Source organism: Mesorhizobium sp. WSM3860 (assembly GCF_002294995.1).
Classification (GTDB): Bacteria; Pseudomonadota; Alphaproteobacteria; order Rhizobiales; family Rhizobiaceae; genus Mesorhizobium.
On record NZ_NSGF01000002.1, the window covers coordinates 305,425 to 319,057 of the forward strand.

Annotated in this window: 12 protein-coding genes; 8 read left to right on the forward strand and 4 right to left on the reverse strand. The window is 63.9% G+C overall.

The annotated features are described in order from the left end of the window. The first annotated feature begins 4 nt into the window (after nt 1-4). The 8 genes from CK220_RS31295 to CK220_RS05410 all read left to right on the forward strand — a co-directional run bounded on the left by CK220_RS31295 (nt 5) and on the right by CK220_RS05410 (nt 9,255). On the forward strand, nt 5-706 hold the full coding sequence (locus CK220_RS31295; RefSeq protein WP_141245091.1) for a hypothetical protein: 702 nt from the start codon (nt 5-7) through the stop codon (nt 704-706). A 489-nt stretch (nt 707-1,195) separates the two neighbouring features. Then, entirely contained in the window at nt 1,196-1,687 is a 492-nt protein-coding gene (locus CK220_RS05380) for a hypothetical protein (protein WP_141245092.1), read from the forward strand. A 434-nt stretch (nt 1,688-2,121) separates the two neighbouring features. Then, nucleotides 2,122-2,634, forward strand: coding sequence for a hypothetical protein (locus tag CK220_RS31785; RefSeq protein ID WP_176478992.1), 513 nt, complete (start codon nt 2,122-2,124; stop codon nt 2,632-2,634). Nucleotides 2,635-2,638: 4 nt separating this feature from the next. Continuing rightward, the gene (locus tag CK220_RS05390; protein ID WP_095810535.1) at nt 2,639-3,148 is read left to right on the forward strand and encodes a hypothetical protein; all 510 of its coding nucleotides are present in this window, start codon (nt 2,639-2,641) and stop codon (nt 3,146-3,148) included. Nucleotides 3,149-3,348: 200 nt separating this feature from the next. Then, nucleotides 3,349-3,696, forward strand: a complete 348-nt coding sequence (locus tag CK220_RS05395; protein WP_095810536.1) for a hypothetical protein — start codon at nt 3,349-3,351, stop codon at nt 3,694-3,696. 469 nt (nt 3,697-4,165) lie between these two features. Then, nucleotides 4,166-6,187, forward strand: coding sequence for a hydantoinase/oxoprolinase family protein (locus CK220_RS05400; RefSeq protein WP_095810537.1), 2,022 nt, complete (start codon nt 4,166-4,168; stop codon nt 6,185-6,187). A 275-nt stretch (nt 6,188-6,462) separates the two neighbouring features. Then, nucleotides 6,463-8,625 carry a malate synthase G gene (locus tag CK220_RS05405; protein WP_095810538.1) on the forward strand — a complete coding sequence of 721 codons (2,163 nt, stop codon included), beginning with the start codon at nt 6,463-6,465 and terminating at the stop codon, nt 8,623-8,625. Between the two features lie 201 nt (nt 8,626-8,826). Beyond that, nucleotides 8,827-9,255 (forward strand): hypothetical protein, encoded by a 429-nt coding sequence (locus CK220_RS05410; RefSeq protein WP_095810539.1) that lies wholly within the window; start codon nt 8,827-8,829, stop codon nt 9,253-9,255. Nucleotides 9,256-9,314: 59 nt separating this feature from the next. Here the strand turns inward: CK220_RS05410 and CK220_RS05415 are convergent, their stop codons facing one another. From CK220_RS05415 to CK220_RS05430, 4 genes are all read right to left on the reverse strand, one after another. Next, on the reverse strand, nt 9,315-10,844 hold the full coding sequence (locus tag CK220_RS05415) for a YifB family Mg chelatase-like AAA ATPase (RefSeq protein WP_095810540.1): 1,530 nt from the start codon (nt 10,842-10,844) through the stop codon (nt 9,315-9,317). A gap of 146 nt (nt 10,845-10,990) precedes the next feature. Continuing rightward, nucleotides 10,991-11,932, reverse strand: coding sequence for a glutathione synthase (gene gshB / locus CK220_RS05420; RefSeq protein WP_095810541.1), 942 nt, complete (start codon nt 11,930-11,932; stop codon nt 10,991-10,993). A 67-nt stretch (nt 11,933-11,999) separates the two neighbouring features. Beyond that, nucleotides 12,000-12,374 carry a GtrA family protein gene (locus CK220_RS05425; protein WP_095810542.1) on the reverse strand — a complete coding sequence of 125 codons (375 nt, stop codon included), beginning with the start codon at nt 12,372-12,374 and terminating at the stop codon, nt 12,000-12,002. Further along, a complete protein-coding gene (locus CK220_RS05430) occupies nt 12,374-13,381 on the reverse strand; it encodes a glycosyltransferase (RefSeq protein WP_095810543.1) in 1,008 nt (335 codons plus the stop codon). The genes CK220_RS05425 and CK220_RS05430 overlap by 1 nt, the downstream gene beginning before the upstream one ends. Nucleotides 13,382-13,633 lie beyond the last annotated feature (252 nt).

Sequence of the window (13,633 nt, forward strand, 5' to 3'; positions counted from 1 at the left end):
TGTGGTGGTTACATTCGTTCATATATTTGACACTCTCATCGATGAATACAAAGCCGGAAATTTTGGAACAATTGACGAACATTTCACGCGAAATCTCGATCAGAGGTCAATTGAAAAAACTCTAGTCACTTGTATACTTTCAAGCACCTGGACTTATGAGAAGGCAATCGAAGCTGCGGACATTGTCCTCAGGGAGTTTCGAGATAGCGTCGACACTCTTGCTGACGAGGAAACCATAGAATCACTTCTCCGCAGCCGCCAAGTTCGACATCGGTTTCCTAAATCCAAAGCTCGACAGCTAAGAGCTTCTCTTTCAGCCATTGACGAGATGCAAGAGTCCGTGGTTGATTTCTTCGCGAAGTTTGAATCAGCAAGGCTAGCTAGGGAATTCGTTTCAACCAACTTCCCCGGGCTCGGGTACAAACAGTCAAGTATGTTTCTCCGAGACATCGGAGTTGCGCATGATCTCGCCGTAATCGATATTCACATTGTGTGGTTCCTTGAGAACGTGGAAAGCGTGAAAGTTGCCAGTTTAAGTAAGAAAAACTATCTTCTTCTTGAGGATTATCTGAAGTCTTTTAGCGACAAAATAGGTGTAGGAATGAACGCATTGGACCAATTAATTTGGGCGAGCGTTCGTGAATTCCGAAAAATGAAGAGGATCAAGGGTTGCGGGATGCAGTATGTCTTGCCTCTGGGGGGCTAGATTCAAACACGTGCCTCTATCTCCTAAAGCAGCATGGCCTTGAACCGCTGCCGCTGTTTATCGATTATGGTCAGATAAATGCGGAGAGGGAATTCCAGTCGCTCAACAAGGCTTGCGGCGACCTAAGCCTAGGGGAACCGATGAGAATGGATTTCTCGAGCTTTGGTCACCATGTGAAGTCAGGGCTCACGGACCGATCACTGCACATCTCGAAAGACGCTTTTACGCCATGTCGCAACCTCTTTTTCATTGTTTCGGCTGCCGCAGTAGCTAGTTCGCGAGGCATAAACAAAATCGTAATTGGGTTGCTTAGCGAAGAGACGATCATTTTTCCGGATCAGAGCGACAAGTTCTTGAACGCAGCTGGCGTAGCGATCGAAGCAGCCCTGGGAGTGAGGATGGATATCCTCACTCCACTGCGCGATTATAGAAAGAGTGATGTTCTGCGATTGGCGTCTCAACTCGGTGTAAAGTCGTATTATTCCTGCCATGCAGGAACAGTTCCCCCATGCGGTGAATGCATTGCGTGCAAAGAATACGAGGAGGTTTGATATGGGTGGTGGTTCTGGTGGTTCTTACACGCCAATCAACATAGACGCGATCACGGCGGCAGCTAACGAGCGAATTCAAAGCGCATTCAAAGAGGAGCGCTCTATCCTATTTGTTTGCAACTCAGCCGATCAGAATGAGTTACAGGACCGCATTAAGAAATCAGAAGCGCTAAAGAAGCGACCCTTCGACATCTCGACGGAAGGAGATGCAGCCGTAGACAAGAAAGCTGCTAGTGCAGCCTTGGTAATTCTGTTCTCAAACAAAAGCGACGATCATTCACATATAAACAATGCCATTGTGTCAGCCTCTGCGCACAAAAAGCAATCCATCTATGTTAAGGGAGATGAGGCCCAAACGATACCGCAGTACGTAGCACAATTTCGAGTCCGAACTGTAAGCTGGAGTGCATTGCTCGAAATATTGGCATAAGCCGGGCTAGCTCACAGGGCATGTGCAATATTTCCCTCGCCCGACTCTCAGAAAGAGCTCCGTCGTGGACCCGTTGCCGACGGCGTGCTTGGGCAGGAATACAGGATAGGTGTTAGACGCCCACCCAGGGCAGGCGATTCGAACAGCTGCGGCGGTGAATGGCTCTGCCAATCGTCCGGATTGAACAGCAGCATAGATTTCTGAGGCCAGCTCTTTCAAGACCATCTCGCCCGCTGAATGACGTCGCCCGTTTCACGTTATCTGAAACGTCTCGTCGTTGCCATGATTTCTGAGATGGCTGTTCAAGAAGCGGAGAAGCACAGGTGCCCTTCGATCTGGAGATGCTGCCATCAAAGTTTGGTTGCCGCTACTGGACTAACCCTTGAGATCCCCCCGCCTTGGCGTATCCTCTCCTCGGCTTGGGGAGACATCACATGCGCTCCACCTCGGATACCGTCGCCGCGATCGGCCTCGCCATCGGCGGCGCGTTGGGCATGGCGGGCACCTTCGTTGCCAACGACGCGCTGCGCGAAACGCTGTGGGCGATCGATGGCGTCGCCCTCGTCGTCGCCGCCGCGCTGCTCACCCTGAAATACCAGCGTCTGGGCAATGACTGCGTCGCGGCCGGCTTCCTCACTTTCGTCGCCGGCGAAAGCCTGCTTCTGGCCGGCAATGCGGCGGGGCTGGAGGCGAGCGTGCCCAGCTATCTCGGCGGCATCTCGCTCTGGGCGGCGGCCCTGGTGCTGATCAGCGCGCCGAGAACCTTTGCGCTCTGGATGCGGCTCACCGGCTTCATCGCCGCCGCTCTCTTCGCCGTCTCGGTGTTTGCCGCACTGTGGGGCATGCCCTTGCTGCCCACCTCGTCGCCGCTGCCGGCGCTCGGCTATCCGTTCCTGGTCCTCACCTTCATCGGCTGGATCTGGACACTGCTGAAATCGGAACGGTGAGCGGATGGCCGCGCCGCTTGAAATCCGCAACAGCGCCTCGGGCAAGATTCTGCCGGCGGTAGGCCCGTTCCTGATCGGCGGCATTTTTGGCTTCGGCGCGCTGCAGGGCGTGGCCTCGGGGGCATCCGGCGGCAATGTGCTGTGGATCGCGCTGCTCGGTGTCGCCTTCCTGGCGCTCGGCCTCTTCATTTCACGCGGCGCCTTCGACACGTCGGTCAAGGTCACGCTCGACAGCCAAGGCTTCCGCGATGCTCGCGCCGGCGACGCGCTGGTGCCGTGGAACAAGGTGCGGAGCGTGAGCCTCGCCTCCGGCGGCAAGGGAGCGGCGATGCTCAATTTCGAGCTCACCGAGGAGCCGCCCGACGCGATCAAATACGCCGCCGCCAACGCCTTCGGCCTGATGCCCTTCGGCAAGACCACCGTGCACATGGAGATCTCCTCGCTCGACATCCACGGCCAGGACATGATCGAGGCGGTGAAGAAATTCGCGCCGCATGTGGTGGTGAGGCGCTGATCTCCCCTCTCGAGGGGGAGATGTCGCCAAAGGCGACAGAGGGGGGTTCGCCGCGCGTGGAGCGCCCGACGCCCTGCGGTACGAGATGAGGTCGGCGTTCTACGCGCAAGGACCCCCTCTGACCGCTTCGCGGCCATCTCCCCCTCGAGGGGGAAGATTAGCAGCGCCACACGTGCTCTACTCCCATCGGGGACCTCGCCATGATTCGCGCTCTGCTCGCCGCTCTTCTCCTTACCGCGCCGGCCTTCGCCGCCGACATGTCGGTCTTCGTCCGCAACCAGCGCTCGGACGGCGTCGCGCTGGAGCTGTTCAGCCGCGACAGCGGAAAGGTCTGGCCGGGCGGCGACAAGGTCTTCCTCATCCGCCCGCAGGCGAAGAAATCCGTGCCGATCTCCTGCGAGCCCGGCGAGCACATCTGCTGGGGCGTCTGGGTGGTCGGCAACGATTCCGTCGCCGCCGGCGTCGGCCCCGACAACGACCAGCCCTGCGACACCTGCTGCTTCATCTGCGTGGAGCACTCGACGGAGACGGTCGATCTGGCGGAGTGAGCGGCGGGAATCTCCCCCTCGAGGGGGAGATGTCGCCAAAGGCGACAGAGGGGGTCGGCGCGACCGGGCTCACCCTCTGCTGCTGAACGAGGTTGGCGCTCCAAGCGAGATGACCCCCTCTGGCCTGCCGGCCATCTCCCCCGCAAGGGGGGAGATCAGATGTCGCGCAGGCTTTCGCCAATCGCCGACGTTGCAGGAATAGCGCCGGCGTCAGAACTGCCAATCTCCCCCCTCGAGGGGGAGATGTCGCCAAAGGCGACAGAGGGGGTCGGCGCGACCGGGCTCACCCTCTGCTGCTGAACGAGGTTGGCGCTCCATGCGAGATGACCCCCTCTGGCCTGCCGGCCATCTCCCCCTCGAGGGGGGAGACTACGCTCCCCACCCCTTGGCCCATCCCTCCCGTCTTTATCCGCAACCGCGTATCGGCTAAGGGCAGGCACCGAACCTTTTGCCCGGACTGCCGCCAACAATGACCGCCAAGCCTCACCCCCTCTTCCTCGGCATCGACACCGGCGGCACCTACACGGACGCCGTTCTGTGGGCGGAGGAAGGCAGCCCGAAGGGCAAGGTGCTCGCCAAGGCGAAGGCGCTGACCACGCGCCACGACCTCGCCGTCGGCATTTCCGGCGCGGTCGACGCGGTGCTGGAAAAATCCGGCACCGACCCGGCCGCGATCAAGCTGGTCTCGATGTCGACCACGCTTGCCACCAACGCGCTGGTCGAGGGCCAGGGCGGGCGCGTGGCGCTGGTGATGATCGGCTTTTCCGAGGCCGACCTTGCCCGCGACGGGTTGAAGACGGCGTTGGGCAGCGATCCGGTGGTGTTCTGCCCCGGCGGCCATGACGTGCACGGCAATGCCGCCAAGCTCGACCTTTCCGGGCTCGAGGCGGCATTGCCGGAGCTTGGGCGTTCGGTGTCGGGCTTTGCCGTCTGCGCCTATTTTGCCACCCGCAATCCCGCGCATGAGCTCGCCGCCCGCGACCTGATCCGCGAAAAGACCGGCCTGCCGGTCACCGCCAGCCACGAGCTTTCGGCCAAGCTCGGCGGCCCGCGCCGTGCGCTCACCACTTTGCTCAACGCCCGGCTGATCTCGATGATCGACCGGCTGGTCGCGGCGACCGAAGGCTTTCTTGGCCGTCGCGGCATCGCCGCACCCTTGATGGTGGTGCGCGGCGACGGCGCGCTGGTGTCGGCCGCCTTCGCCCGCCAGCGGCCGATCGAGACGATTTTGTCCGGCCCGGCCGCCAGCCTGGTCGGCGCCCGCCACATGACCGGGCTCGACGACGCCATGGTCTCGGACATCGGCGGCACCACCACCGACGTTGCGGTGCTGGATGGCGGCCGCCCGCGCCTCGATCCGGAAGGCGCCACCGTCGGCGGCTTCCGCACCATGGTGGAAGCGGTCGCCATGCGCACCTTCGGCCTTGGCGGCGACTCCGAAGTGGCGCTGGAGGACGGCGCGCTCGACCCGAAGATCCTGCTCGGACCGCGCCGCCTGGTGCCGCTGGCGCTGGCCGGCCTGGCGCATGGCGAAGCGGTCACCGCCGAGCTGGAGCGGCAGCTGCGCGCGCCCAATCCCGGCCGCATGGACGGGCGTTTTGCCGTGCGCACCGGCGTGCCGGACCGGCTCGCCGCCGGCCTCACGGGGCCGGAAGCGAAACTCTACGAGGCGATCGGCGCCACGCCGCTGGCGCTCGACCGGCTGCTCAGCTCCAACGCCCAGAACGCTACGCTCAACCGGCTGGTGGCGCGCGGCCTGGTCCACATCTGCGGCTTCACGCCGTCGGACGCCGCGCATGTCCTCGGCAAGCAGGCCAATTGGGATCCCGCCGCCGCGCGTCTCGGCGCCGAGCTGTTTTCCCGCCGCCGCGACGGCCGCGGCCAGCCGATCGCGGCGACGCCGGAAGTGCTCGCCGCGCGCGTGCTCGTCACGCTGACCCGCTGGTCGGCCGAATACATCCTCGAAACCGCCTTCGCCGAGGACGGGCTGGACGGCGCCGCCACCGTCGCGCACGCGCTGGTGCAGCGCGCCGTCGACGCCCACCCCGGCATCGCCCGCTTCAATGTCGCGCTCGACCGTCCGGTGATCGGCCTCGGCGCCTCCGCCCCGCTGCATTATGCCGGCCTGCCGCCGCTGATCGGCAATGGCTGCATCGTGCCGGAAGACACCGATGTCGCCAATGCGCTTGGCGCCGTCGTCGGTCAGGTCCGCGTCTCGGCCGAAGCCCGCGTCAGCCAGCCAAGGGAAGGGCTTTTCCGGCTTGCCTCCGGCCAGACGGTGCGCGACTTCACCGAAGAGGAGAAGGCGATCGCCGCGGCGGAAGCCGACGTGCGTGCGATCGTCGCCGAACGCGCGAAAAATGCCGGCACCGATAGCGCCGAAATCGATGTGTCCACCGAGTTCAAGGTCTCGACGGTGGAGAACCAGCGCATGTTCATCGAGGCGCATGTGGTGGCGGTGGCGTCAGGGCGACCGCGGATTGCGGTGTGAGGAAGAGCGTAATCTCCCCCCTCGAGGGGGAGATGTCGCCGAAGGCGACAGAGCGGGTCGCCGCGCGTGAAGCGTCAACGCCCGCTGCGCCGAAACGACATCGGCGCTCCATGCGAGGCGACCCCCTCTGGCCTGCCGGCCATCTCCCCCTCAAGGGGGGAGATTCGCTAACCGCCAAATCCGCCTAAACCCTAAGCCGAATTGACCCCGCAACCCCAAACATGCCAAAGGCCCCCGCTAACAAGGCCAAAGCCTATTAGTTGGAGAAGCCCCTGATGACCGACCGCATCGAGATCGCCGGGTTGCAGATTGCCCGGGAGCTCCATGATTTCGTCGCCGGGGAGGCAGCAGTCGGCACCGGCATCGACGTCGAACAATTCTGGACCGGCTTTTCAGAGATCGTCCATGACCTCGCGCCGAAGAACCGCGCGCTGCTCGCCAGGCGCGACGCCATGCAGGAGAAGCTGGACGATTGGTACCGCGCCAACGGCGCGCCGGTCGACATGGAGGTGTACAAGGCTTTCCTCAAGGAGATCGGCTACCTGGTGCCGGAAGGCCCGGCTTTCAGCGTCTCGACCCAAAATGTCGATCCGGAAATCGCCGTCGTCGCCGGGCCGCAGTTGGTCGTGCCGGTGATGAACGCGCGCTATGCGCTCAACGCCGCCAATGCGCGCTGGGGCTCGCTTTATGATGCGCTCTACGGCACCGACGCCATTGCCGAGACGGGCGGCGCCGAAAGGGGCAAAGCTTTCAATCCCAGGCGCGGCGCCAAGGTCATCGCCTGGGCCAGGGATTTCCTCGACCAGTCCGTGCCGCTCACCACCGGCAAATGGGCCGGCGTCAACGGACTGTCGGTGGCGAGCGGCGCCCTGAAGGTCGGCGAAGGCGCCGGCGCCACCACCCTTGCCGACCCAAGGCAGTTCGTCGGCTATCGTGGCGACGCCGCCACGCCGGAAGCCGTGCTTTTGGTCAAGAACGGCCTGCATATCGAGATCGTCGTCGACCATGCCAGTCAGATCGGCAAGACCGATGCGGCCGGCATTGCCGACGTCATCCTCGAGGCCGCCTTGACCACCATTCAGGACTGCGAGGATTCGGTCGCCGCGGTCGATGCCGAGGACAAGGTCGTCGTCTACCGCAACTGGCTCGGCCTGATGAAGGGCGACCTGGCGGAAGAGATCACCAAGGCCGGCAAGAGCTTTGTCCGCAAGCTCAACCCGGGCCGCCGCTACACGGCGCCGAACGGCGGCCAGCTGCTGCTGCCCGGACGCTCGCTGATGTTGGTGCGCAATGTCGGCCACTTGATGACCAATCCGGCGATCCTCGACCGCGACGGCAACGAGGTGCCGGAAGGCATCATGGACGCGGCGCTCACCGCGCTGATCGCGCTGCACGATGTCGGCGAAAACGGCCGGCGCGCCAATTCCCGTGCCGGCTCGATGTATGTGGTGAAGCCCAAGATGCATGGGCCGGAAGAAGTCGCCTTCGCCGTCGAAATCTTCGACCGCGTCGAAGCCCTGCTCGGCATGGCCAAGAACACCATCAAGATGGGCATCATGGACGAGGAGCGGCGCACCACCGTCAACCTCAAGGAAGCGATCCGCGCCGCGAAGGAACGCGTGGTCTTCATCAACACCGGCTTCCTCGACCGCACCGGCGACGAGATCCACACCTCGATGGAAGCCGGCCCGATGATCCGCAAGGGCGACATGAAGCAGGCCGCCTGGATTTCCGCCTATGAGGCGTGGAATGTCGATACCGGCCTGGAATGCGGGCTCGCCGGCCATGCCCAGATCGGCAAGGGCATGTGGGCGATGCCGGATCTGATGGCGGCGATGCTCGAGCAAAAGATCGCGCACCCCAAGGCCGGCGCCAACACCGCCTGGGTGCCCTCGCCGACCGCAGCGACGCTGCATGCCACGCACTATCATAAGGTTGATGTGCACGCCGTGCAGGCGGCGCTGAAGAGCCGGCCGAAGGCCAGGCTCGACGACATTCTTTCGGTGCCGGTGGCGGTGCGGCCGAACTGGACGCCGGACGAGATCCAGCGCGAGCTCGACAACAACGCGCAAGGCATCCTCGGCTATGTCGTGCGCTGGATCGACCAGGGCGTCGGTTGCTCGAAGGTCCCGGATATCAACGATGTCGGCCTGATGGAGGACCGCGCCACGCTGCGCATCTCCTCGCAGCACATCGCCAACTGGCTGCGCCACAAGGTGTGCTCGGAGATCCAGGTCAGGGATTCGCTGCAGCGCATGGCGGCGATCGTCGACCGCCAGAATGTCGGCGACCCGTTCTATCGGCCGATGGCGCCGGACTTCGACAAGTCGATCGCCTTCCAGGCCGCTTGCGACCTGGTGTTCAAGGGCACGAGTCAGCCCAACGGCTACACCGAGCCGGTGCTGCATGCGCGCAGGCTGGAGCTGAAGGCAAGCTAAGGATTCGCAGCAGCCAGCCGTTATTGTTGCGATACTGTGGCGGCGCCGATCTTTCAGCCTGCCATGGGCCTCGTCGACCCGCCGTTTCACGGTGTTTTGATGAGAATCGCAGTTACAAGGCCTGAACGGCACGCTAAGCCGGTATCCCCGCCAAGAATCCCGTGATAGCTGTTAGCCAATGCTTGGCGAGGGGTAACAAGAATGAGCTGGATGCTTATCAGCAAAGACATCCGCTGGCGCATTGCTACCCTGATGGTGGTCGCATTTGCATATACGCCTGCAGAGGCTGGTCATATTTTCAGGAGTATGTATCACAAGGATGTAAAGTCTGGCGTGAATACTTACATATACAAGAACGACGAGCTCTACGAGGACTGCGCGGTCGCCCACATCAAAGCGAAAGTAACCACATACCCAGAGCACGGCACCCTGGAGCTTTCGGAGGGGGCGGTTGAAAATACTTACAGCAAATTGCTGCCGCAATCCAAATGCGCCCGCAAGGTGTCGACTGGAGTTAAGGCATTCTATCGCTCTAGCGCCGGATACAAGGGCAAGGACGAGGCCGTTTTCTACGCGATCGACCCGGCCGGCAATGGAAAGTACACCACGATCTATCTGACCGTCAGGTAGCCGGGCTTAAGGCGCGTGAGCGCGTCCCTTGACCCCGCGGTCGCGCGCCATTCGGCGGCTCAAGCCGCCTGCGCCATGCGCTCCGCGCTCATCCGATAAGAGATCGCTTCGGCGAGGTGGATGCGGCCGACGGTTTCGCTGGCGTCGAGATCGGCGAGCGTCCGCGCCACTTTCAGCACGCGGTGATAGGCCCGCGCCGAGAAGGCGAGCTTTTCGCTGGCGTCCTTGAGCAGCGTCAGCCCGGCGGCGTCGGGCCGGGCGATCGCCTCGATGACGGAAGGCGGGCAATGCGCGTTGGTGGTGGCCGCAGCACCCAGCCCTTCGAGCCGCTCGCGCTGCATGGCCCGGGCGCGTGCCACGCGCTGCGCCACCGCGGCACTCGTCTCGGCCTTGTCCGGCCGGATCAGGTCGCTCGCCGAGACCGCCGGCACTTCGATCCTGAGATCGATGCGGTCGAGCAGCGGGCCGGAAATGCGCGCCTGGTATTCGGTGCGGCAGCGCTCGCCGCGCAGGCAGCGATAGCCCGGCTCGCCCGACATGCCGCAGCGGCACGGGTTCATCGCCGCCACCAGCTGGATGCGCGCCGGATAGGTGACGCGGTGGTTGGCGCGCGCGATCACGCAGTCGCCGGTCTCGAGCGGCTGGCGCAGCGCGTCCAATGTCTGCGGCGTGAATTCCGGGAACTCGTCGAGGAACAGCACGCCGTGATGCGCAAGCGACACTTCGCCCGGCCGCACGCGCAAGCCGCCGCCCACCATCGCCGCCATCGAGGCCGAATGATGCGGGGCGCGGAACGGCCGCCGGTCGGTGAGCTTGCCTTCGCCGAGCTCGCCCGCGACGGACGCGATCATCGAGACTTCTAGCAGCTCCTTCGGCGCCAGCGGCGGCAGGATCGAGGGCAGCCGCTGCGCCAGCATCGACTTGCCCGAGCCCGGCGGTCCGACCATCAGGAGATTGTGGCCGCCGGCCGCCGCCACTTCCACCGCCCGCTTGGCGCTCTCCTGGCCCTTGATGTCGGCAAGGTCCGGCAGGTCGCGCGCGGCGACCTGGATGCCGGCCTCGGGCCGCGACAGCACCTGCGTGCCGCGGAAGTGGTTGGCGACGGCGATCAGGCTGCGCGGCGCCAGGATATCGAAATCCTTGCCGGCCCAGGCTGCCTCGGGCCCGCAGGCGAACGGGCAGATCAGCCCTTTGCCTTCGGCGTTGGCGCCGATCGCCGCCGGCAACGCGCCGGCGACAGCGGCAATGGTGCCGTCGAGCGACAATTCGCCCAGCACGACGTAGCCGGCCAGCATATCGCCCGGAATGGCGCCGAGCGCGGCCATCAATCCGAGCGCGATCGGCAGGTCGTAGTGGCTGCCCTCCTTGGGCAGATCCGCCGGCGCGAGGTTCACCGTCACCTTCTTCGACGGCATCGACAGGCCGGACGCATGAAGCGCGGCCTGCACACGCTCGCGGCTCTCGGCCACCGCCTTGTCAGGCAGGCCGACGATCTGCATGCCGACCTTGCCCGGCGCGATCATCACCTGGACATCGACCGGCACGGCCTCGATGCCCTGGAAAGCCACCGTGCGAACCCGCGCTACCATCTTGTCTCAAGCCCCCGGATACCCGCTCGCTCGCCGGTCCTGCGATCAGGCGGCGAGCGGGTTTGGTTTAGACAACCACAGATTTGCGGCTTAAGCAAGAACATTACGGGAACATACGGTCCCGCTCACCGAGCAGCTGCGGGAAGCTACCCCCGCTTCGCCTCGACGCAGTCCCAGAACAGGGCAGCAATATCCGCCCCGCCGAAGCGCCGCACCTCGCGCACGCCGGTCGGCGAGGTGACGTTGATCTCGGTCATGTAGTCGCCGATCACATCGATGCCGACGAGGATGAAGCCGCGTTCCCTTAGCGCCGGCCCGATCCGGGCGCAGATCTCGCGTTCGCGCTCCGTCAGCTCGGTCTTCTCGGCGCGGCCGCCGACATGCATGTTGGAGCGCGAATCGTGCTCGGCCGGCACCCGGTTGATGGCGCCCACCGGCTCGCCGTCGATCAGGATGATGCGCTTGTCGCCCTTGCGCACGTCCTTGAGATAGCGCTGCACGATATAGGGCTCGCGGAACAGCTGGCCGAACATTTCGAGCAGCGAGGCGAGGTTGCGGTCGGCCTCGTGCAGATGGAAGATGCCCGCCCCGCCATTGCCGTAGAGCGGCTTGACGATGATGTCGCCGAACTCCTTGCGGAAGGCGGCCACCTCCTGGGGGTCCTTGGTGACCAGCGTTTCCGGCATCAGGTCCGGGAATTCGGTGACGAAGATCTTTTCCGGGCTGTTGCGCACCCAGGCCGGGTCGTTGACCACCAGCGTCTTCGGATGGATGCGTTCCAAAATGTGGGTGGTGGTGATGTAGTTCATGTCGAAGGGCGGGTCCTGCCTGAGCAGCACCACGTCCATCTCCGAGAGATCGGTGCGCACCGGTTCGCCCAGCGAATAGTGGCTGCCCTTCTCGTCGCGCACCTGCATCTCCTCGGCGCGCGCGAACACCTTGCCGTCCCGCATCGACAGCCGGTCGGGCGTGTAGTGGAAAAGCTTGTGGCCGCGCCGCTGCGCCTCCAACGACAGCGCGAAGGTGGTGTCGCCGGCGATCGACACCGTCGAGACATGGTCCATCTGGACGGCGATTTTCAACGGCATCTCGGGTCTCCGGCAATCTCTGTCGCCGATATAAGGAAATCGGCGGCTTCTGCCAATCGGCCAGAGATTATCGGTCGAAGACCAGCCGGGAATAGCCCAGGAAGGACAGCGCCATCGCGACGACCGAGGCGACCGTCAGCGCCGCCAGCGGCTGCAGCGAGGGCAGCGCGAACAGAAGGGCACAATAGACGAGATAATTGACGATGCTGGTGGCGACGCCGACGCCGCCGTAACGCGCGCCCTCCTGCGCGATGCCTCGGCTCGACGGCGAAAAGGTCAAATGCCGGTTGATCTGCCAGGTGACGGTGAGCGCGAAGCCGATCGACAGCACGCGCGCCGCCAGCGGTCCGAGCGGCGTGACGGAAAGCAGTAGCCAGAGCGCGGCCGCATCGGCGACGAAGCCGACGCCGCCGGCAAGGACGAAGCGGGCAAGCCGGACCATCAGGCGGCTCGCGAGGCCTTGCCCGGGTCCCTCTTCGGGGACGCCTCGCCGGTGAAGCCCGCGCGCCCGATGCGGCCGGCAGGGATGGAAAGATAGAAGATGCGCTTCTGCTCGGCCCGGCCGCGCGACACCGAATCGAGGATCAGCCCGGTGACCATCGCCAGCATGGACAAGAGGAGCAGGCCAATCGACAGCACCCAGGTCGGCATGCGCGGCACAAGTCCGGTCTCGGCGAACTCGATCAGCACCGGGATCATCAGCCCGATGCTGGCCGCCAGGAAGAACAGGGCAAACGTGCCGAAGAAACGCAGCGGCTGCGTCTCCTTGACCAGCATGGCAAACATCCAGAGGATCCTGGCGCCGTCTCTGAACGTCGACAGCTTCGACGACGAGCCGTCCGGGCGGCGGCCGTAGTCGAGCGCCATCTCGTTCACCGGCAGCTTGAGCTGCGAGGCATGCACCGACATCTCGGTCTCGATCTCGAAGCCCCCGGAAACCGCCGGGAAGCTCTTGACGAAGCGCCGCGAAAAGACCCGGTAGCCGGAAAAGATATCGGTGAAATCGGCGCCGAACAGGCCCTTGTAGAGCCGGTTGAAGATGCGGTTGCCGAGGGCGTGGCCGGAGCGGCCGGCGTCATCGGTCACGCCCCGCCGGGTGCCCACCACCATGTCCGAGCGCTCGGTCAAAAGCGTGTTGATCAGCTGCGGCGCATCTTCCGGCGCATAGGTGCCGTCGCCGTCGGCCATCACATAGATGTCGGCGTCGATATCGGCGAACATGCGCCGCACCACATTGCCCTTGCCCTGCCGCGGTTCGCGCACGACGATGGCGCCGGCCGCGCGGGCCCTGAGCGCGGTCAGGTCTTTCGAATTGTTGTCGTAGACATAGATCGTTGCGGAGGGCAGTGTCTCGCAGAAGCGCCGCACGACCTCACCGATCGTCAGCTCCTCATTGTAGCAGGGCAGGAGCACGGCAATCGCCGGCTCGTTGCGGACCTCGTGCGACATTACGTGTCTCCGGTGCCCGGCGCGTGCCTGCGGCCGCGCCAATGCCGGCCCCAATGCCGGCGTCTCCGGGCCTCTTTACTATTTATTGAAGCCGTTAAGGCCAGGTTTAAGCCTCCACCTCCAAAGGACCTCGACGGCGAGGCTTGGCGCCAACCCCTTTTTCGGATCTTCAGAAAATCGATTTTCCGATACCTTTCCTAAACGCTTTGCTGCCAGTCTGGTAACAAATTCCCCCATCACAACAGGGACATG